This window comes from Tenuifilum sp., from assembly GCF_037481895.1.
Taxonomy (GTDB): Bacteria; Bacteroidota; Bacteroidia; order Bacteroidales; family Tenuifilaceae; genus Tenuifilum; species Tenuifilum osseticum.
In genome coordinates this window covers 89,299-109,470 of the sequence record NZ_JBBFKU010000004.1, presented here as the reverse complement: position 1 = coordinate 109,470, position 20,172 = coordinate 89,299, and the positions used below count along the sequence as shown (strand labels likewise).

15 protein-coding genes are annotated in these 20,172 nt (G+C 41.0%); 7 read left to right on the top strand and 8 right to left on the bottom strand.

The features are described from left to right. Nucleotides 1–1,492: OmpL47-type beta-barrel domain-containing protein (locus WHS63_RS02330; protein ID WP_445203712.1), on the top strand; the 1,492-nt coding region annotated here is incomplete at its 5' end. 396 nt (nucleotides 1,493–1,888) lie between these two features. On the opposite strand, the gene WHS63_RS02325 is transcribed toward WHS63_RS02330, so the two are convergent. From WHS63_RS02325 to WHS63_RS02305, 5 genes are read right to left on the bottom strand one after another with little or no spacing between them, the layout of a single operon-like run. Then, nucleotides 1,889–2,182 carry a PG0541 family transporter-associated protein gene (locus tag WHS63_RS02325; protein WP_369490367.1) on the bottom strand — a complete coding sequence of 98 codons (294 nt, stop codon included), beginning with the start codon at nucleotides 2,180–2,182 and terminating at the stop codon, nucleotides 1,889–1,891. A 17-nt stretch (nucleotides 2,183–2,199) separates the two neighbouring features. After that, nucleotides 2,200–5,346: an efflux RND transporter permease subunit gene (locus WHS63_RS02320; protein WP_445203711.1), complete on the bottom strand. Its 3,147-nt coding sequence runs from the start codon at nucleotides 5,344–5,346 to the stop codon at nucleotides 2,200–2,202. Between the two features lie 18 nt (nucleotides 5,347–5,364). Continuing rightward, the gene (locus tag WHS63_RS02315) at nucleotides 5,365–6,408 is read right to left on the bottom strand and encodes an efflux RND transporter periplasmic adaptor subunit (RefSeq protein ID WP_369490369.1); all 1,044 of its coding nucleotides are present in this window, start codon (nucleotides 6,406–6,408) and stop codon (nucleotides 5,365–5,367) included. A 26-nt stretch (nucleotides 6,409–6,434) separates the two neighbouring features. After that, nucleotides 6,435–7,769, bottom strand: coding sequence for a TolC family protein (locus WHS63_RS02310; protein ID WP_445203710.1), 1,335 nt, complete (start codon nucleotides 7,767–7,769; stop codon nucleotides 6,435–6,437). A 21-nt stretch (nucleotides 7,770–7,790) separates the two neighbouring features. Continuing rightward, the gene (locus tag WHS63_RS02305; RefSeq protein WP_369490371.1) at nucleotides 7,791–8,417 is read right to left on the bottom strand and encodes a TetR/AcrR family transcriptional regulator; all 627 of its coding nucleotides are present in this window, start codon (nucleotides 8,415–8,417) and stop codon (nucleotides 7,791–7,793) included. Between the two features lie 174 nt (nucleotides 8,418–8,591). Here WHS63_RS02305 and lysS point away from each other — a divergent pair, with 174 nt between their 5' ends. The 4 genes from lysS to WHS63_RS02285 all read left to right on the top strand — a co-directional run bounded on the left by lysS (nucleotide 8,592) and on the right by WHS63_RS02285 (nucleotide 14,630). After that, nucleotides 8,592–10,316: a lysine--tRNA ligase gene (gene lysS / locus WHS63_RS02300; protein ID WP_445203709.1), complete on the top strand. Its 1,725-nt coding sequence runs from the start codon at nucleotides 8,592–8,594 to the stop codon at nucleotides 10,314–10,316. Between the two features lie 258 nt (nucleotides 10,317–10,574). Next, a complete protein-coding gene (locus WHS63_RS02295) occupies nucleotides 10,575–11,306 on the top strand; it encodes a hypothetical protein (RefSeq protein WP_445203708.1) in 732 nt (243 codons plus the stop codon). A gap of 67 nt (nucleotides 11,307–11,373) precedes the next feature. Next, nucleotides 11,374–13,749 carry a TonB-dependent receptor gene (locus tag WHS63_RS02290; protein WP_445203707.1) on the top strand — a complete coding sequence of 792 codons (2,376 nt, stop codon included), beginning with the start codon at nucleotides 11,374–11,376 and terminating at the stop codon, nucleotides 13,747–13,749. Between the two features lie 2 nt (nucleotides 13,750–13,751). Beyond that, nucleotides 13,752–14,630 (top strand): DUF4249 domain-containing protein, encoded by an 879-nt coding sequence (locus tag WHS63_RS02285; protein ID WP_445203706.1) that lies wholly within the window; start codon nucleotides 13,752–13,754, stop codon nucleotides 14,628–14,630. Nucleotides 14,631–14,647: 17 nt separating this feature from the next. On the opposite strand, the gene WHS63_RS02280 is transcribed toward WHS63_RS02285, so the two are convergent. Genes WHS63_RS02280 through WHS63_RS02270 form a run of 3 tightly spaced genes read right to left on the bottom strand, consistent with a single transcriptional unit; the run spans nucleotide 14,648 to nucleotide 18,095 of the window. Continuing rightward, the gene (locus tag WHS63_RS02280) at nucleotides 14,648–15,889 is read right to left on the bottom strand and encodes an ABC transporter permease (protein WP_445203705.1); all 1,242 of its coding nucleotides are present in this window, start codon (nucleotides 15,887–15,889) and stop codon (nucleotides 14,648–14,650) included. Beyond that, nucleotides 15,856–16,977, bottom strand: a complete 1,122-nt coding sequence (locus WHS63_RS02275) for a glycosyltransferase (protein WP_445203704.1) — start codon at nucleotides 16,975–16,977, stop codon at nucleotides 15,856–15,858. The genes WHS63_RS02280 and WHS63_RS02275 overlap by 34 nt, the downstream gene beginning before the upstream one ends. Continuing rightward, entirely contained in the window at nucleotides 16,974–18,095 is a 1,122-nt protein-coding gene (locus tag WHS63_RS02270) for a pyridoxal phosphate-dependent aminotransferase (protein ID WP_445203703.1), read from the bottom strand. Before WHS63_RS02270 ends, WHS63_RS02275 begins: the two co-directional genes overlap by 4 nt. A 120-nt stretch (nucleotides 18,096–18,215) precedes the next feature. Between WHS63_RS02270 and WHS63_RS02265 the strand changes: the two genes are divergently transcribed. Together WHS63_RS02265 and WHS63_RS02260 are read left to right on the top strand one after the other, a co-directional pair. Further along, complete coding sequence (locus tag WHS63_RS02265) at nucleotides 18,216–19,370, top strand: peroxiredoxin family protein (protein WP_445203702.1); 1,155 nt, start codon at nucleotides 18,216–18,218, stop codon at nucleotides 19,368–19,370. Nucleotides 19,371–19,378: 8 nt separating this feature from the next. Next, nucleotides 19,379–20,164 (top strand): UDP-2,3-diacylglucosamine diphosphatase, encoded by a 786-nt coding sequence (locus tag WHS63_RS02260; protein WP_445203701.1) that lies wholly within the window; start codon nucleotides 19,379–19,381, stop codon nucleotides 20,162–20,164. The last annotated feature ends 8 nt before the right edge of the window (nucleotides 20,165–20,172 follow it).

Genomic DNA, 20,172 nt, shown 5'->3' with positions numbered 1-20,172 from the left:
TAACTCAAAATCATTAACATGGAATGGTTCGGGCCCACAGCTAATGTCGCACCTGGACCTCTACAAAGGACGGAAAATCCGATTTGAACTTTACGCCGATGGTATTCCACCCCAAACATCCATAAACCCCAAAAGTCTAAATGTACTGGAGCAAAAAGATGCCATTATTATCCGGGGTGGGTCAATAATTGAGCTAAACGCTACTGATGAGGAGGCTGGTGTTGATAAAATATTCTACTCAATTAATGGTAGCAGCTTTGCTCCGTACAACACCCCCATTAACCTTACCGATGATGGCGAATATGAAATTAAGGTATACTCAACCGATAAACTCGGTAACAGTGAGCCGGTAGTATCCCGAAAAATTATTGTTGATGCCACCCCACCCCAAACCGAAATCTCGTTTAAAGGCGATAAGTACGAAGATGTTTTCTCAGCAAGAGCAGCACTTACCCTAACAGCAAGCGACAGATTTGGTGTAGAATCAACAAAAGTTATGATTGACTCATCGGGCAAATGGACTGATTACAAACTACCCATACAAACCAATACGTTAAATGAGGGATATCATACTCTAACCTGGTACTCAACCGATAGAGCAGGAAATATTGAAGAGCATAGGAGTTACAGATTTTTTGTTGATAAAACACCACCAGTTGTGGTTGAGGAAATTGAAGGAAACTCGTACATGATAGGTACCCGTGAATTCTCATCGGGAAGGAGCCGCTTAAAGGTTATGGCAGTTGACAATAAGGCAGGCGTGAAAGAAATTTTCTACTCATTGAACAACAAGGAATTTCAACTTTACGAAAAACCAGTACTACTGGCCGATATTCTAGGTACGGTAAAACTAAAAACATACGCCATCGATAGGGTTAATAACCGCAGCAACTCCGAAGCTAAAGCTCAGAGCTTTACCATGCCCACCATCGATATCTCTGGGCCTGAACTTGGACACCGCTTTATTGGTCCAAAAGTCATTATCCGCGATACACTTTGGATTGGGCCAGCAACCAAAATTGAACTACTTGCCACCGACAAGGAGGCTGGCGTAAACCGCATTGAATACTCAATCAATCAAGCGCAAAACAGCCAGTACTTTGACCCATTTGTTTTAACCGACGATGGATTCTATAAACTTGAGTTTACCGGTTACGACAATGTGGAAAACGTGAACGTTTCGGGCTTCACCTTCAAGGTTGATACCCAAGCCCCCGAAATATTCTGGCATTTCAGCGTTAAACCTATTGGCTTTGAACAAATTGAAAATCATGACCTTCCGGTTTATCCTGCAAATGTTAGGATTTACGTTGGCGAATCGGATAACCTGACTGCCTCAAATACAATTAAGTATTCCATAAACGGCAATAAAAGTCAGGACTACTCCACACCCATTACAAACCTCAAAGCTGGAATTAATGAGCTAATAATTTGGGCCACCGATGCGCTTGGCAACACACGCATGGAAGCTGTGAGGTTTATTGTAAAATAATTGGCTCACAAAAGGATATAATAAAAAGGCTGCCCAAGGTGCAGCCTTTTTGGTTATCGCACGTTTTCATTCTTAGATTTTCATTGCAAATGCAACTTTTGGGAGTAAACATTAAACATTAAACTTTGAACATTGAACATTAAACTTTGAACATTAAACTTTGAACATTGAACATTAAACTTTGAACATTAAACATTGAACAGTTAACCCGGAGTACCATGAATTAACAAATTCAACGGAGCCAATATAAATGGGGATGCGGAAACATTTTTAGAAGAAATCCATCAATTTAAAAAATCAATTGACGCTTTGGGCTAATTGGTTCTATACCCTATGGAAGCCAAGAGCCAAACCCTTAAAGGTTTGGCTCTTGATTATTTTGTCAGGAATGAGGAATTAAACCATCTTCTCAATATTCCATACAAAGGCATGAATACCTTGTTCCTCTGCAACCTTGTTAATTTGGTTGATATGTACAAGAAGTTTATCAACCTTGTCGTCATCAACAATGGTAAGGATTCCTGAGTTCATCGATGGCCAAGTATGGGTTCCCAAATGGGGTTCACCCTTATCGCTACCAGCGCCAAGCATATCGGCCCATTTGCTGTACCCTTTAACTCCAGCAACCTTTAATGCATTATCAACCTTTTGGGTTAAAGCCTGATTGTATGCTATGAATACTGCTTTCATTTCAATCAATTATTTAGTTAGTCTTCAAAAGATATTTCTCCAGCCGCTGCCTGAAGTTTTTTCCTTTCACGTTTTATACGTGCATTGGCAAAAAGGGCGTAAATAATTGGTACAATTATTAGCGAAATCATCATGGAGAAGAAAAGACCACCAACAATAGATATACCAAGAGGACGCCATATTTCTGAGCCTTCACCAGTAGAGAGTGCCATGGGCAGCATGCCTAAAAGGGTAGTAAACGATGTCATAAGAATAGGACGTAAACGCGATTTACCCCCCTCCAGAATTGACTGGGTAACCGATTTACCCCTATCAACCAAAAGGTTGATAAAATCGACTAGCACGATGGAGTTCTTAACGGCGATGCCAACAAGCATCACAATGGCTATTCCAGAAATCAGATTAATGGTTGATCCGGTTACCCAAAGCGCAATGAACACACCAGTTAAAGCAAAGGGAACAGAGAACATGATTATGAAAGGTTCACGAAGCGACTCAAACTGCGATGCCATAACAATGTAAGTAAGTATCAAAATTAGAACAAATAGTAGCATAAGGTCCTTGAATGTATCGGCCATATCCTTGGCTGCACCGCCAATCTCAACTATTACATTGTTTGGAATATTCATGGTGGCCAACTTGGCATTGATAATATTTGTTGCTGATCCAAGGTCGGTTCCTGAGAGCGCACTTACCACCTTTACAACACGAATTTTATTCTCATGCTCGATGTTGGGAGTAGTATAAACCTGTTTAATTTTAGCCACGTCGCCAACCCGAACCATATTCCCCATAGGTCCTTTGAAAGTGATATTCTCGATATCAGTTACCGATGTGAGGTTGGCATCGTTGTACTTGAGGATTACATCATACTCGGTACCCTCTTCTCTATACTTGGTAGCCGTAAGCCCATACACACGGTTACGAACAGCCGATGCCAACATGGAAGTATTAAGTCCAAGTTGAGCCAATTTATCACGGTCGGGGAAAATTTGTAGCTCCATTCGCTCCTTATCGCGACTAATTGAAACATCGCGGAATCCCTTTTCGGATTTAAGGGTATTGGCTATTTGTTCAGCAATGTAATTGGTTTGGTTAATATCGTAGCCCAGGACTTTAACTTCCATATTGTTACCACCGCCTCCACTAAACGCTGCTGACATAGCGTTTCGTGTCCCACCCGGGTCAACATACGACGATGATATTTGGGAATAATCCTTAATATCGTTGCGAATGCTATCAGCTATTTCAAAAATACTTCTTGAACGATTTTCGACACTGGTGAGCATAAGGCTGTAGTTAACAATATACGAAGCAGCCTTTTGGAAAGCGCTCATCAGTGAGCCACCCTCATCGGTACCAATGCTTGTGGAAACAAGAACTATTTCAGGATACTTTTGACGAACCTTTTGCTCAAAATCGCGCGCAAGCGCCTTGGCCTCATCAATTCGTAAACCTTGGGGAATTTCCATATTTACATTTATTCGACCATTATCTTGAGCAGGGGTAAACTCCTTACCAATTACGCTAAACAAACCAATGCTTCCTAAAAAAATGAAACCAGCTACAATTAGAGTAACCGTTTTGTGTTTAAGCACCCAAGCTAACGCTTTCACGTAAATATCATCGAAAAAGCTCCAGAAACGGTTAACTGCCTCCAAAAACCTATTGCGATGATGCTTGTAGTAAGTCCTCCCCTTGAGAATTCGCGATGAAAGCATGGGCGTTAATGTAAGAGCTGCCAATGTGGAAAGCGTAATGGTAATGCTAACGATCCACCCCAGCTGACGGAAGAAAACACCTGTAAGTCCACCCACAAGAGTTAATGGGAAGAATACGGCAACGATAACAAGGGTTGTGGCAATTACTGCTAAACCCACCTCACGGGTTGCAAATACGGCTGCTTCCATGGGGCTACTCCCTCGCTCAATATGGGTGGTAATATTCTCTAACACAACAATAGCGTCGTCAACAACCATACCAATGGCAATAGCCAATGCCGATAGCGATACAATATTGATTGAGTTCCCTGAAATAAAGAGGTAAATGAATGCTCCAATAAGCGATACAGGTATTGTCAACAAGATAATAATGGTAGAACGCCAACGCCCAAGGAATAAAATTACTACCAAAACAACAAAAACAAAGGCGTAAATAAGTGTCTCGGAAAGGTTATTGATAGAACTCTGAATGAATTCAGAGGAATCGAGGATCTTTACCACCTGCACATCCGACGGAAGTTCTTTTTTAATTTCATCAAACTTATTTCGAACCTCTCTTGCTATTTTAACAGTATTGGCACCGCTTTGCTTTTGAACCATAAGCCTAACGCCCATACTGCCATTAATTCGCTCGTCAACCAAAACGTGCTTAAGGGTATCCTTAACAGTGGCAATATCCCTTAGGTAAACTAATTTACCGCCATTGTTGGCCACAACCAGGTTCTTAACAACATCGCTGCTGCTAAACTCCCCATTTGTACGAACCGGAAACTCCATCCTGCCTACCTCAATACGCCCAGCAGGTAACGAAATGTTCTCGGCGCCAATTGCTGCACCAACCTGTTCAAGAGTAAGGTTATATGAGTCGAGCTTACGCGGATCAACCTTAACATCGATAATACGAGTGGGTTTACCAATAATATTAACGGTACCCACCCCATCGATACGGCTTAGCTTTTCGACAATTCGCTCATCTATAATTTTTTCGAGTGCGGCATAACTCTTATCGGCCTGAATGCCATAAATAAGAACGGGTATCATGGATGAGCTGAATTTGAAAATGGATGGTTTTTCGCATCCATCGGGTAAAGTCTTTTCAACAAGGCCTATCGCATCTCGAATGTTATTACTTGCCTCATCAAGGTTAATACCATACTCAAATTCACAGATTATAAACGAGATATTATCCTTGCTCGACGATGTTACCTTTTTAAGGTTTTGAAGAGCATTAAGTTGATTCTCGAGCGGTTTAGTTACGTTCACTTCAATATCCTCGGCACTAGCACCGGGATAAAAGGTGATAACGCTTATGCTAGGAATATCCATGTCGGGCATCAGATCTACCGGTATATATAATAGCGAGTAGAAGCCCATAACGATCACCCCAATGAAAACCATCAAGGTAGTAATCGGTTTTTTTACGGCTGAACTGTAAAGGCTCATGGTTTACTGTTTTAACGGTTACTTTTTAACCACTGCTTGGCCGTCGGCAACAATGGTATGTCCTTCAATAATAATTTCTTCACCGGCGGATAGCCCTTTCACTATTTCTACATTATCGTCAAAAACATCGCCCTGCTCCACAGGACGACGAACGGCTCTGCCATTCTGGTAAACAAACACGTACCTCTCGTTTGTCCCCGATTGTTTTAATATAGCAAAGGCAGGAACCAGCAAGGCCTCGCCTTTGCCTACATTGATAATTGCGGTTGCAAACATACCGGGCCTTAGCTTCATATCTGGATTTGCAACCACTACCTCAACCGTAAAGGTTTTGGTCATGTTGTCAATAGTAGGGTAAATCTTTTCAATGTTGCCTGTAAATTCCTTATCGGGGTAAACCTCGGTTTTAACAGTAACCTTCATGCCAGGCTTAATGCTATTTAAATAGGTTGATGACACACCAACCAAAAGCTTTAGCTTATCGAGCTGCATGATTGAAACCACCGCTGGTTTACCAACGCCGGGTGCAGGCGACATGACAAACATCTCTCCATCGTTTATGTATTTACCGGTTATAATCCCATCAATTGGCGATTTTAACGAGGTGTTTTCGTCCAAAAACTCAAGGTTGGTTTTTGCAATATCGTACTGCATCTTAACAGCATCGTACTGCTGTTGCGGAATTGCACCAACTTTAAGCAGGGAATCGACACGCTGAAGGTCAATCTTAACCTTATCGAACTGTATTTTGGCTTGCATGTAATTGGTGCGATCGAGCATGGCAACAAGTTGCCCTGCCTTTACCCTGTCGCCAACATCAACCATAACTTTCTCTAGCCTACCGGCAGTGGCTGGTGCCAAATGGTTCTCCTTGTAGGCCTGAATGGTTGCAGGATACCTAAGCTGACGTTCGATACTAACGGGCTGAATGAGCTGGGTTACCACTTTAGCCTCTACTAAGGCAACGGGTTGAGCATCTTCTGCCTTATTACCCTGACACGAGGCAAGGAAGATCACCACAGAGGCAAATGCAATTGTTTTAATGTTGATAAGTGTTCTCATGGTAATATATGTTTAAATGTTTTGTTTTACTTTTCAAATGGCTCACCTAAAATTTTTTCGTAATCGGTTTTAGCAGTGAGATACTCCAGCTGTGCCTGAATAAGATTTAACTTGGCCTGAAGCATTGCATTTTCGGCATCGTTCAACTCCAAAAGCGTTGCTTGTCCGGTATTGTAGCGGGTTTGAGCAATAGTATATCCTTTTTCCGCCAGGTCAACATTACCTTTTGCCGAGTTCACCTTTTTTACTGCAGCATTCACAGCATTCACAGCATTTTGAACCTGAACCGTCAGGTTGTTTTGCGTAAACTGCGCTTGCATATCAACTTGATGCTGGCTTATGCGTACTTGACTGAGCTGTTTACGAACCGAAAAACCACTAAAAATTGGCACATTGAGTTGCAAACCAACCATCGATGTTGGCACCCAATTGTAGTTGCTGAATTTGTAATCGTTTGCCTGGGTTTGATACTGGTAATTACCAATTGCCACCAGGCTTGGGTAATTTGCACCCTTTACCATTTTCTCCTGAATGGATAGCATTTGTCGGGTAAGGGTAAGTTGCCTTAGGGTTGAGTTACTGCTCAACCAGCTGGAATCGGCAAGTGCCATCTCACTGAAATTGTAGTTGGTAAGTTCCTTTTCGTCGAGTTCAACTGGGGTATTTATGTCGATATTGAGTAACACCTTGAATATATTAAGTAAGTTGGTGTAGGCATTCTCGGTTTGAACCAGATTGGGATAAATATTATCAACCTGAACCTTAATGCGGATAAAGTCGTAGTCGGAAACCATGCCATTGGCATTAAGCTTTTGGATATTATTAAAGTTTGCAACGGCATTCTGGTAACTTTGGTTAATCACATCGCGTGTTCGGCGAAGCAACAGAACATTGTAATACGTTGTTTTGATGTTAGCGGCCAGGTTAATTTTGCTCTCGCGCAACTTTTCCTGACTTATTTCAACATCCTTTTGTCCTAACCGAATCGACTCAAATACATTGTAAACAAACAATGGCATCGATGCGCTAATTGAAGCAGAATAACTATTATCGGAGCCAATGGTTAAGGTGGACCCAAAGGGCGAACCTTCAGGCATAAATATTACAGGGAGTTTGAGATTTCGCGTGTAACTAGCCGATGCCTTAATGTTTGGATAAAGAGCAGCCATATACTCTTTTACCTTTTCCTGTTTCTTTTGCAGTTCAAGTTCAGTTACCTTATGCATTAGGTTTTGCTGAATAGCAAGGTCAACCGCCTGCTTAACAGTTAAATGCAATGTGTCGGGCTTTTGCTGCCCAAGGGCTAGGCTTGTTGAAAGGACAAAGCCTGCAAAAGAAAAAATTGTTATTAGCTTACGCATACTGTTAATGTTTAAAGTTTATTATCGAATTTGTTTGTGTTTTTCGTAGTAATAATCAACCAGTTCAATTCCTTTTGAAGTGGCAAGCCCGCGAATAAAATTTACGGCCATGTGTTCAAAAACTTCGGCCAAAGGAAAATCGTTTAAGGAGTTGGAGCCCGGTTCAAATCCGCTACGAAGGAGTTTTGTAAATTCAAAAACCACGCTGGCCACGATTTGTGGATTTACTTCAGCTCTAAAAAGATTATCGGCCTTACCCTTTTCAATAAACTCAACCATTCTCTCCTTCAAGTAATGGTCAAACTCTCCTGCTTGCTTACAAATGGTTTTGGGGTAATTTTTTTTTAAATCGTACATGAAAAGTGGGCTAACATTGCGTAACTTATTGATATGCGACCACATGAACATGATATAGGTCTCAATGTAATGCTCACTTTTGTTCAAAATGCTTTGGACCATGGCCTGCATACTTTCATTCTCGAGTAAAACACAGGCCTCAACTATTTCATCCTTGTTCTGGAAATTTTCATAGATGGTTCGCTTGGAAATTCCTAGGTGCTCTGCCAGCATGTCCATGGTAACCCCACGAATTCCCATTCGCTTGAATAGTTCCAGTGCCCCTTCTACTATCTGCTCCTTAACCGCCATAAAACTATTTAAACTATTTTAGTTTTCTGATGGCAAAAGTAAAACAAAAAACTAAATAAAGGAGAATAGTTTTGTTAATTTACCTGAAAACATGTTTTTGATAATTCAAAGAGTTAAAGTGTCGATTAGCAAAATTCTTGTATTTTTGCAAGTTGCAAAAAATCAGATAAAACAATGGCTTTATACGAAGAACTTAGCGAACAGGAAATATTTCGCCGACAAGCGCTTGATGAATTACGAAGTCTAGGGATTGAACCCTACCCTGCCGCCATGTATCCCGTAACCCATTCCACTGCCGATATCCTATCGGATTTTGAGAACATGAGCCAAAACCGGGCAGAGGTTTATATTGCGGGTAGAATTATGGCTCGCCGTATCATGGGAAGCGCATCCTTTTTTGAATTACAGGACGAGAGGGGTAAAATACAGGTTTACGTGAAACGCGACGATATTTGCCCCGGCGAGGATAAAACAATGTACAACACTGTTTTCAAAAAGCTACTCGATATAGGTGATATTGTAGGCGTTAAGGGATTTGTATTCCGAACCAACATGGGTGAGGAATCGGTACATGCCCTGGAGCTTACACTGCTCGCCAAATCAATACGGCCGCTCCCAATAGTTAAAGAAAAGGACGGCAAGGTGTTTGACGCCGTTACCGACCCCGAACTCCGGTACCGCCAACGCTACGTCGACCTAATTGTCAATCCGGGTGTGCGCGATGTTTTCCGCAAGCGGGCTACCATAATAAACACCATGCGCGAGTTTTTTAATTCCAAGGGATACCTTGAGGTAGAAACACCCATTCTTCAACCCATACCGGGTGGTGCAGCAGCCCGTCCGTTTGTTACGCATCACAATGCACTTGATATCCCCTTATACCTCCGCATAGCCAATGAACTTTATCTTAAAAGATTGATTGTAGGCGGCTTTAATGGAGTATATGAGTTTGCAAAAGATTTCCGAAACGAGGGAATGGACAGGACCCATAACCCTGAGTTTACCGTTATGGAAATTTACGTGGCCTACAAGGACTACTTTTGGATGATGGAATTCACCGAGGAGATGCTTGAGCTTGTAGCCGTTGCCATTCATGGCACGACCAAGGTAACCTTTGGCGAACACGAGATTGACTTTAAACGCCCATTCCGCCGCATGACCATGACCGATGCCATTAAGCAATACGCCGGGGTGGACATTACCGGTAAGTCCGAGGAAGAACTTAGGACTATTTGCAAGCAGCTGGAGATTGAGGTTGACGACACCATGGGTAAGGGTAAACTGATTGATGCAATATTTGGGGAGAAGTGCGAACACCATCTCATACAGCCAACCTTTATCATGGACTATCCCATTGAGATGTCGCCGCTTTGCAAGCGTCACCGGAGTAATCCTGAACTAACCGAGCGCTTTGAGCTAATTGTAGCCGGTAAAGAGCTTTGCAACGCCTACAGCGAGCTGAACGACCCCATCGACCAGCTAGAGCGATTCCAGGAGCAGCTCCGCCTAAGCGAGAAAGGCGATGACGAGGCCATGTTCATTGACATGGACTTTGTACGCGCTTTAGAGTACGGCATGCCAACCTGCTCAGGAATGGGTATTGGAATCGACCGTCTAACCATGTTCATGACCAACCAGCCATCCATTCAGGACGTGCTATTCTTCCCCCAAATGCGCCCCGAAAAGAAACCCCAAAAGGATTCGGTCGAGGCATACTCCCAAAAAGGTATTCCAGCAGAGTGGGTACCAGTATTGCAGAAAATGGGCTTTAACACCGTAGCATCGCTGAACGGTGTGGCAGTAGGTAAGCTTTTCAACGACCTATGCGGCTACAACAAAAAGAATAAGTTAGGACTCACTAACCCCACCATGGACGATGTGAAACGGTGGGTGGAGTAAAGGCATTAGAATAGTTTTTTTGTTAAAACGGAAGCATCTATTATACAATAGGCATGCTTCCGTTATCTTTTGATTAATAAATAACACGCTTCTTGCAACACATGTTATATAGCATGCTAAATATTCTTTCATTTGAATCCTATTTTTTTTTTTTTGTATGTCATAACACTAAAATCTGTTATGAGAGCCTAACCCGAAAAGCCTGACATATTGTCGCATGAGTAGGAGTAAAATCAAAAATCATGAAAAAAAAATTACTTGGCACTAACCTTTTTACTAGGCATTTTAGCATCATGCCAAAAGGAAGAAATTAGGTTTAACCAAATTAATGATGAAACAAGCAATGTTAAGTATTGTAAGTTCTTTGAGGTTCAAAAGGGCGATACAATCCCCAAAAATGTGTACAGAACCAAACCTACTTTTACTGAAACCGAAACAGTTGTAATAACAAGTGAAATGCAAAAAGAGGTAAAGTCAACTGTTGCTCTTACTCCCTATGTGACTGACCTTTACATCATTGCAGGGAATAGTAGTGCTATAACACCACCTGCATCATACATAAAAATAGATGTAGATTTAAATAAGGGATCAGGCGGCAAATACATATACCTTTGCTATACAAAACAAGATATTGCTGGCCCAATTCAAGGACTAGAGGTATATTACGGTGTGGACAAATATCCCTACCCCTCTTTAAGTTATCCATGGAGAGATGGAGTGATTAGTAACTCTGCAGGTTTTGGTTATCCCGGGATTGATTTGAATTGGGGTGCAGGAGGAGATTACATTTATTTATACCAAACTCGTGTATCGGGAATTTTAAATCCATACGAGGGGTATAAGCCCTGGTCAAAAATCAAAGAAATTGGAGTATATTTTGCACGAACATCTGCATTATCTCAAGTCCCTGCTGGCTGGAAACGAATACCTGTTGATCTAAATAAGGGCGCTGGTGGATCTTATATTTACTTAATTTACAAAACCGAGTAGCTACACTTAGTATTAATGCCAGCATATCTTTAAAGTGTGCTGGCTACTTTTTTAAAAAAGTTGATTTATGTACAAAAGGCTATTAAATCTAAAAGTATTCCTTTTTGTAACTACCCAAACCTTAGCTGCACAAAATGTTACGGTATCGGGTTATGTAAGGGAAACCAAAACAGAAGAAATATTGCCGGGAGCAACTATCAGCGTTGAAGGATTGTCCGGAACTGTCTCGAACAGGCAGGGTTACTATAACTTAAGAATTCCTAAAGGGAAAAATAGACTCACATGTAGCTTTGTGGGTTTTGAATCAACAATCATTGAAGCCAACTTTACAAATGATACTATTATTAATTTCAACTTATCACCTAAAACAACAAGTATTGACGAAGTTGTGATAAGACACGAAAGTTCAAATAGATCATTTTTAGAAAAAAGAATAGGTGTAAACAGGATTACATCAATAGAGGTTAAGAACCAGCCAGTTTTACTAGGGGAATCGGATATCCTAAAAACTCTACAACTACTACCAGGAATACAATCGGGGAATGAGGGTAGCAGTGGTTTATACATTAGGGGTGGTAGTCCCGACCAAAATATGGTTTTACTTGATGGGGTTCCCATATACAACTCTTACCATTTGTTTGGATTCTTTTCGGTATTTAATACCGATGCCATTAGAGACGCCAATGTAATTAAAGGGGGAATACCAGCCCGCTACTCTGGTCGCTTATCATCGGTTCTCGACATCACTATGAAGGAGGGTGACATGAGCCGTTTCGGGGGAGAGGTAACTATTGGATTAATTGCATCAAAATTTGTATTGGAAGGACCTTTCAAACGAGGTAAAGGCTCGTTTATGGTTACTGGAAGAAGAACAAACATTGACCTGCTAAGCAAGGATATTAACAGTTCCTATGTTGGGAACAAGGGTAACGATAAGAACAAATTCTATTTTTTCGATATCAACGTTAAGTTAAACTACCTCCTGACTAATCGTAGCCGTATTTTTCTAAGCCTTTACACTGGGCGAGATGAGTCATCTGCTCTTTCAATGAATAAAGAAACAAACCCGGAGCAGTCATACCAATACTTAAACAAAAGAGGAACGGATTTAAACTGGGGAAACCTAGTTGTATCGACACGGTATAATTTAATTCTATCGCCTCGTGTATTCTTAAACGTTACCGTTTATAGTAGCAATTACGACTATATGAGCCGCGATAACTCATTTACATCGCTAGCTATAATGGGTGCCGAATTCAAAAAAGAAATTGAAAAAAAATATATTTCAAATATTAACGATTTGGGAGGTAGATTAGATATTGACTACCTTTTACATTCATCGGTTCGATTAAAAGGAGGTGTGCATTTCATAAAACATGACTTTAAGCCCGGAATAGAATCTTTTATAGTTGACGACCTGTACCCAGATCAAAACATTGATACACTTTTCGGTAAAAAGATTTACTCGCATGAAATATCAACATACATTGAATCGGATGTAAAACTTTTTAAGAAAGTAGACATTAATGTTGGGGTTAATAATAACACCTATAAAGTTAGCGATACATTATTTAATAGTATAGAACCAAGAATAGGAGTAAATATCCCTATAAGCGATAAAACCTCAATTAAGGCATCATATTCAAAGCTTAGCCAAAATTGCCATATGCTTTCCAACTCAACCCTAGGATTGCCCACCGACCTATGGTTACCAGCAACATCAAAGACCATTCCCCAAAAAGGTGAAATTTACTCTTTTGGCTTTTTTACAATTTTAAAAAAACAGTATCAGCTATCGGTTGAAACATTTCTTAAAAACATGAAAAACCTCATAGCCTATCGTGAGGGAGCAAATTACTTTTCAGGAAGTCTTAGTTGGGACGATAAAGTAACCAATGGCAAGGGCTGGTCCTATGGGTGTGAATTCATGGTACAAAAAACAACCGGCACCCTTACTGGTACAATTGCCTACACCCTATCCAATTCCGAAAGAAAATTTGTTTCTCTTAATCAAGGGAAAACTTTCCCATACAAGTACGATAGGCGTCACGACCTAAGTATAAACGTTAGTTACAATTTAAGGTCAAATCGCACACTAAGCGCAACCTGGGTATATGGAACAGGAAATGCCGTAACAGTTCCAAATATGGTGGGTTTTACCGATGAATTTTATGGTGGGTTTGGTTTCTTTCACAATACATACCAAATCATAGAGGAACTAAACAACGTAAGAATGCCAGCATATCACCGTTTAGATATTGGTGCGAACTTTCATAAGAAACTTAAATGGGCAACTCAAACTATCTCAGTAGGTATTTATAACCTTTACAACCGACATAACCCTTACTATATTTACATGTACTACGCCCCCGAGGGGCCTGTAATTAAACAAAAGAGTTTATTTCCAATACTTCCGTATGTTTCATACTCATTAAAGTTTTAAATATGAATAAGTATATCATAGTTGCATTAACCATTATATTTTACGGGTGCTCCTCCGATATTGAGGTCGATTTGCCAAAGCCTAAGAATAAAATTTCTGTTGCGGGATTTCTCAATACCGATAGTGTTTTTCTTCATTTCAGCCAAAACACGTTCATACTCAATCAGGATAATTGGGGGAATGTAGTAGACATTCAAAATATTTCCATTAGCCTAAAAGAAGATGAAAACGAAATTCCAAATTTGGAAAGAAAGTTTTTAAATAGGGGGATTTTCCGCTCTGTATACTATTATACATCATACAAAAAACCTGAAGAAGGTAAAACATATACATTAACGGTTTCGGCACCCGGGTACCCAACTATAAATTCAAAAACATATATCCCCTTTTCTGTTCCATTCACACTTGAAAGCAGAGTGTCAAATCCAAATACTAATTCAATGGAATTTATTGTTACTTTTAACGATCCAGCGGATAAAGTAAACTACTACATGGTTGAATTTTGGGACTTATCTCAAATTGATGACTTATACCCATTAAATAGAGTAAACTGTAACGACCCGTTAGTTGAAGAAACTCTATCTACCACTTCATGGGGTCAGCCAATTTTTTCAGATAAATCGATAAATGGTAAAACATACAGCATCAGATTCTTTGTCAATAATTTAAGCATTTTTACCCAAAAATACAAAGTCCGTTTTGTTAGCCTTAGTGAGGATTTATATAAATATTTTCTGTCGATGGAGCAATGGAGTAAAACATATTACGATGGCTTTGGGGAACCAGTAATATTGTATCAAAACATAATGAATGGTGTTGGCATATTTGGTGGCTACTCATATAAAGAAATCGAGTTCCAGAATCCTTTCTATGTTGAATAGAATAAAGGCCTAGTCAACTAGGCCTTTTCTATTTCTCGGGGGTCAAGGGCATCGCGCAGACTGTTACCAAGCAGGTTAAAGGCTAACACCAAAAGCATCATGGCAAAGCCTGGTATAAGGGCAAGGTAGGCCTTATCCATTATGATGTATCCGTAATGATCGCGTATCATGGTTCCCCACGAGGGAGCCGGAGGCTGCACGCCAATCCCCAAAAAGCTTAATCCTGCTTCAAGCAGTATGGCTGTTGAAAAGTTGCTTGCCGACACTATGATTACCGGTGCCATGATATTGGGCAGCACATGCCTGAAAATGATACGCCACGGGCTGTAGCCTAAAACCTTAGCCGCCTCAACATACTCCTTTTCCCTAACGCTGAGCACCTGCCCGCGAACCACACGGGCCATATCCATCCACATGGTTAAGCCAACTGCAACAAATATTTGCCAGAAACCCTTCCCAATTACCATGGTTAAGGCAATTACCATTAACAGGGTAGGAACTGACCAAACCACATTCACCATCCACATAATGGCATCGTCAATAATTCCTCGGGCAAAACCGGCAATGGCTCCCAGTACAATGCCAATTATTAAAGCAATACCCACGGCAATAAACCCTACAGAAAGCGAAATGCGCGCACCAATAACCAAGCGGCTTAAAAGGTCGCGGCCAAAACGATCGGTTCCAAGAAGAAACCTACGCGTTACAAGGTTTTGACTTAATACCCTTTGCTGGGCATCGGCTACAGCCAATATTGCTTGCTGCCCATTGTACAGAAATGCTGTGATTGTATCGTTTTCAAGTAAGTATTTTTTTTCGGGGTTCAACCTGAAGAGGATTTCGTGTAGAGTTAATTCGGCAACAATGGCATCGCCATCGGGAATAGGGTTGTACTCACGGGCATATACTTTAATACCATCAAAGTAGATTGAATCAACAGGTATTTCGTTGTAATCTTTCTCCTGTCCATAAAACATTCGGCCCAGAATGTTCCGCCTTTTAACCTCGTGCTGCTTAGCAACACGCAGGAATTTGACTTTACTGCCAGGCTTAAGCGTTGCCAGCTGTAAATGCTGACCATTTGCATATGGCGAACTATCGGGTGTGATTAGGTATCCAAGAAACGCTATAATGGCAATAAAAGCTATAAGCAATAGCGATGCTACGGCCATACGGTCGGCAAGTAACCTACGTATGGCTATTCGCATTGGGGAACCGCCTCGGGCTAATTCTGCCAGCTGTTTATTCTTCCTTTCCAAGTTGTTCCTTTAATTAATCCTAGGATGGCTGCAAATGTTATATAAAAGGGATAAAGGATTTGTAAAGGTATAAAAACCGCCATTAGGTTTTGCTGTTTAGTTTTAAAAAGGTAATATGCTAAAAAAGGTAAATCTACCATTGCTTTGGCAGCAAGGAGTGAAATTGGAAGGTAAAAAGCAATTACACCCAAAACTGACAGTATTGCTAAAAGAACAATCCAAAAATTCAGGGTAAAAACCAGGAACGATAATAGAAGCGTTAGGGAATCGGTATATGCGGTTGCCTTTGATGCCCAACGGCTTCGGCGCAAAACAAAACCCTTTATCCCGCCGCTAAAACTTGTGTAGGCAGCCACCCTAGGCGATGCTAAGAACCTAAACCGTAAACCAGTGATGGTTTTGGCATGGTGCAGCAGAAACATATCATCGCCGGAAACTATATCGGTGCGCAATGCCTTAGCATCAACATTAACCTTGCTTCGCCTGAAAACCAAATTAGCCGATGAGGCTATAACCGGTTTGCCAACAGCAAAACTTGCCGCTGAAACGGCCATAAGCGATAGGTAATCGAGTGCCTCAAACATGGAAATAATACTACCCTTTTCAAACTGGGGTTTTACCTCACCCTGTAAAAAATAGGCATTTCCCATGCATTCGCGAATAGAGCTTAGCCACTGAGGGGTGTGGGTGCAATCCGCATCGGTGAATACAACAGTATCAAAACTGGCTGCTGATAGTCCATAAAGTAATGCCTGTTTTTTACCCGCCTGCCCATCAGGTAAAACCAAAGGTTTTAAAGGTAATTGGCTTTTGCATGACATTACTAGGTCAAAACCGCTATCGGTTGAGCCATCGTCAACTAAAATAGCTTCCCAAAACTCATGCGGTAAATCCTGAGCCTCAAGCGAAGCAATTAGTTTAGGTATATTTTCGCGCTCATTCCTGAATGCCACTATCACCGAAATGCCATTAACAGTTTGACTGGGGGCTCCATTGGATTCCAACCAGTTATTGGTCAACAAGCCTTTTAACAACCATAGAATGGCTATAGTGTAAATAGCAATCAGTATGGTTGAGATTATAATCATTGCTTGCTCATAAAATCAGCAATTCTGTTACCGGCTAAATCTATCTCCTTTAAAGGTCGAGCCACATTAAAGCGCAACCAGTTTACCTTTGTGCTGCTAAAATGCTCGCCCGGAATAACAGCCACGCCAGTAGCATCGTAAAGGTCAGAAGCAAACTCAAAACCATCGGTAAAGGGTTGAGGCAATTTAGCCCAGATAAAACAACCGCCATCAATTCTGGGAACCGTAAAGTTTAAACGGTTAAGCATATCACTTAAGTTGTCGAAGGAACTCTTAACCCTTTGCCTTAGCTCATCCATAAAAACTTTACCGTATTGGAACTGTGCAAGGTAAACCGCAAGTGCTTGTTGCATAACGCTTGGTGCACACAGCCCGATATAGTCGTGAATGGCCCTAATGGCCTTTGTGTGAGTGGGATGATGGATTACATAACCCACACGCCATCCGGTAATACACAACGATTTTGAAAAACTGCTAACAATAAATAACCTTTCGGAGATATTATCCAAAGGAATATAGGGTTTTTGTGAAAAGTACAGCTCCTCATAAACCGAATCGAAAACAACAAAAAAATTTAGCTCGTTAGCAAGTTCGAGAAGTTTACAGGTTTCAGCTTTTGTCCAAACTTTACCGTAGGGGTTGCCGGGTGAACTAATGAATATCAACTTTACTTTATTTCCCTCAATGCATCTTTTAAGTTCGTCGAAGTCAACAAACTCTTCATTAATCAAAGGAAAGGGAACAAATTTTTGGTTGAAGATTTGAGGCAGCCGACTGTAGCTTTCGTAAGCAGGGTCAAAGGAAAGGGTTACCAGATTTTCTCCAAGCATTCGAAAAAGATAGGTGTAAACCAACGAAAGGCCTTCGGTTGCACCCTGAACTACCAGAAGCTCTTCAGGTTCAACTCCATAGCTATTTTCAATTAGCGCTCTAAGCTGTAGATTACCAATTCCAGGCGCATACTGGTGATGCTGCGAATTAGCAATATCTTTTAAAATATTAATGAGTTCAGTGGGAGGCTGAAAGCCTGGAATGCCCTGTGCAAAGTTGATGCCTCCATTTACTTTTACCAGGTTACTGAAATAGCTTATATATGAACCATCGGGTTTTGCTCTCATAAACCAAGAGTTTAAGCAAAATATCTACAAAAATGCAATTAAAAAAGCATTAGATAGACATTGGGTAAGCCAAAATTGTAAAGTTTGGCTAAATTTGCATGTAACCAAAATTTAAACAGCATGCGTTTTAGGTATTTTGTTTCAATAGTTTTAATAGTGTTTTTGGCAGGATGCAGCAGCAAAGATGCGGTTGTTATTAGCGTAAAAGTAAAGAGTCCTGAAAAAACTACACTTTTCTTAAGTAAAATTGATTTCAATAAAACCATAAAGCTTGACTCGGTTAGGATTTCGGCTGGCGAAAGTGTAAAAAAGTTTAAGGTAAAACAGGGCGAAGAACCGGAGTTTTACTCCCTTAGCACTAGCAAAGGGATTGCCATTACCCTATTAGCTTCAAAAGGTGAAAAAATCAACGTTATATTAGACCTTAACAATGCCATCGACTATCAGGTTTCGGGTTCTGAGGGTTCTGAAAAGGTTCGTTGGGTTACAAGAACATTTGCTAAGTCAAAAACCGCAGTTGACGAGCTATCAAAACGATACCTGAACGCCGAGAGTAACTCGGAACGTGAATTAATAAACAACCAATTTGAGCAGGAACGCAAGCGGGTAAAGGACGAACTCACCAAATTTGTTTGGGAGAACCCCATGAACAAAGCCAGTATCATGGCATTATACCAAAAGTATAACGACAATCTATACATTTTTGACAGCTCCGACGATTTACTGCTAATAAAAATGGTTGCTTCCGCATGGAAAGCGCTTTACCCGGAATCAAGTTACACTAAAGGAATGCTTGAGGATATCAAGAACATTGAGAATCGCATTGCCAATGCTAAAATGCAACAGCTAATCCAGAATGCAGAGATGCCTATTCCTGACCTAAGCATTCCTGATAGGAATGGGCGTAACATTAAACTATCATCACTTAAAGGCAAGGTTATACTTCTCGACTTTTTTACCAGCGAGAACACAGCAAGCTTGCTGGATAATCGTGAACTATTGGAAATTTATAAGAAGTATAAAAGCAGAGGGTTTGAAGTATACCAGATATCGTTCGATGCTACCCGCGAGGGTTGGATTAACTACATTGAGAACGCCGGATTACCATGGATTAGCGTAAGGGAGGATGACCCATCGGCTTCAAATGCCGCTTTATTCTACAACGTTAGACAACTACCTGCCAATTACCTTATTGGTAAAGATTTCAATATCATTGGAAAAAATCTATACGGCGCAAACCTGCAAAAGGCCTTGGATAGCTACCTGAACAAGTAAAAAACATTATGAGCCAGGGTAAAAAGATATACTTTGCATCGGATCTGCATTTGGGCTTGCCCAACCTTGAGCAGAGCCTACCCCGTGAAAAGCTTTTCAATACCTGGCTCGATACCATTAGCCACGATGCTGAGGAAGTATACCTTTTAGGCGACATTTTTGACTTTTGGTTTGAGTATAGGCGGGTTGTTCCCAAAGGATATACGCGGTTCCTGGGAAAAATTGCCCAGCTTACCGATAGCGGCATTCCCGTTCACTTTTTTACTGGCAACCACGATGTATGGATGTTCGACTATTTTGAAAAGGAACTAGGGGTTCAAATTCACCGCGAACCAATTGTTCGGGAACTTTATGGTGCAAAGTTCCTGCTTGCCCATGGCGATGGCCTTGGCCCTGGCGATCCCGGCTACAAACTGCTTAAACGAATCTTTACCAGCCCTACCCTACAATGGATGTTTGCCAAACTCCACCCTAACTTCTCGTTATGGTTTGGTAACCAGTGGAGTGTAAGCAGTAGATACTCCAAGGAAATAACCCATGTTTTCAGGGGCGAGGATGAGCAAATAACCAAGTTCTCAAGGCATAAACTCCAGGACGAACATTTTGATTTTTTTATTTATGGGCACTGGCATTCACCCATAATATATCCGCTTACAAAAAAATCGAACCTTGTAGTGCTTGGCGATTGGTTAGTAAGCAACACCTACAGTGTTTGGGATGGCAAGGAGCTAAAGCTTATGCGCTACCAACCACCCAAAGCCGATGAGGTTTTGGCTACTACATCTTTCTTATAACAAGCTAC

What these genes read in the sequence shown, in the direction of transcription:
- WHS63_RS02325 (WP_369490367.1), bottom strand. Translation starts at nt 2,182, where the DNA reads ATGAAAGCAGTATTCATAGCATACAATCAGGCTTTAACCCAAAAGGTT.
- WHS63_RS02320 (WP_445203711.1), bottom strand. Translation starts at nt 5,346, where the DNA reads ATGAGCCTTTACAGTTCAGCCGTAAAAAAACCGATTACTACCTTGATG.
- WHS63_RS02315 (WP_369490369.1), bottom strand. Translation starts at nt 6,408, where the DNA reads ATGAGAACACTTATCAACATTAAAACAATTGCATTTGCCTCTGTGGTG.
- WHS63_RS02310 (WP_445203710.1), bottom strand. Translation starts at nt 7,769, where the DNA reads ATGCGTAAGCTAATAACAATTTTTTCTTTTGCAGGCTTTGTCCTTTCA.
- WHS63_RS02305 (WP_369490371.1), bottom strand. Translation starts at nt 8,417, where the DNA reads ATGGCGGTTAAGGAGCAGATAGTAGAAGGGGCACTGGAACTATTCAAG.
- lysS (WP_445203709.1), top strand. Translation starts at nt 8,592, where the DNA reads ATGGCTTTATACGAAGAACTTAGCGAACAGGAAATATTTCGCCGACAA.
- WHS63_RS02290 (WP_445203707.1), top strand. Translation starts at nt 11,374, where the DNA reads ATGTACAAAAGGCTATTAAATCTAAAAGTATTCCTTTTTGTAACTACC.
- WHS63_RS02285 (WP_445203706.1), top strand. Translation starts at nt 13,752, where the DNA reads ATGAATAAGTATATCATAGTTGCATTAACCATTATATTTTACGGGTGC.
- WHS63_RS02275 (WP_445203704.1), bottom strand. Translation starts at nt 16,977, where the DNA reads ATGATTATAATCTCAACCATACTGATTGCTATTTACACTATAGCCATT.
- WHS63_RS02270 (WP_445203703.1), bottom strand. Translation starts at nt 18,095, where the DNA reads ATGAGAGCAAAACCCGATGGTTCATATATAAGCTATTTCAGTAACCTG.
- WHS63_RS02265 (WP_445203702.1), top strand. Translation starts at nt 18,216, where the DNA reads ATGCGTTTTAGGTATTTTGTTTCAATAGTTTTAATAGTGTTTTTGGCA.
- WHS63_RS02260 (WP_445203701.1), top strand. Translation starts at nt 19,379, where the DNA reads ATGAGCCAGGGTAAAAAGATATACTTTGCATCGGATCTGCATTTGGGC.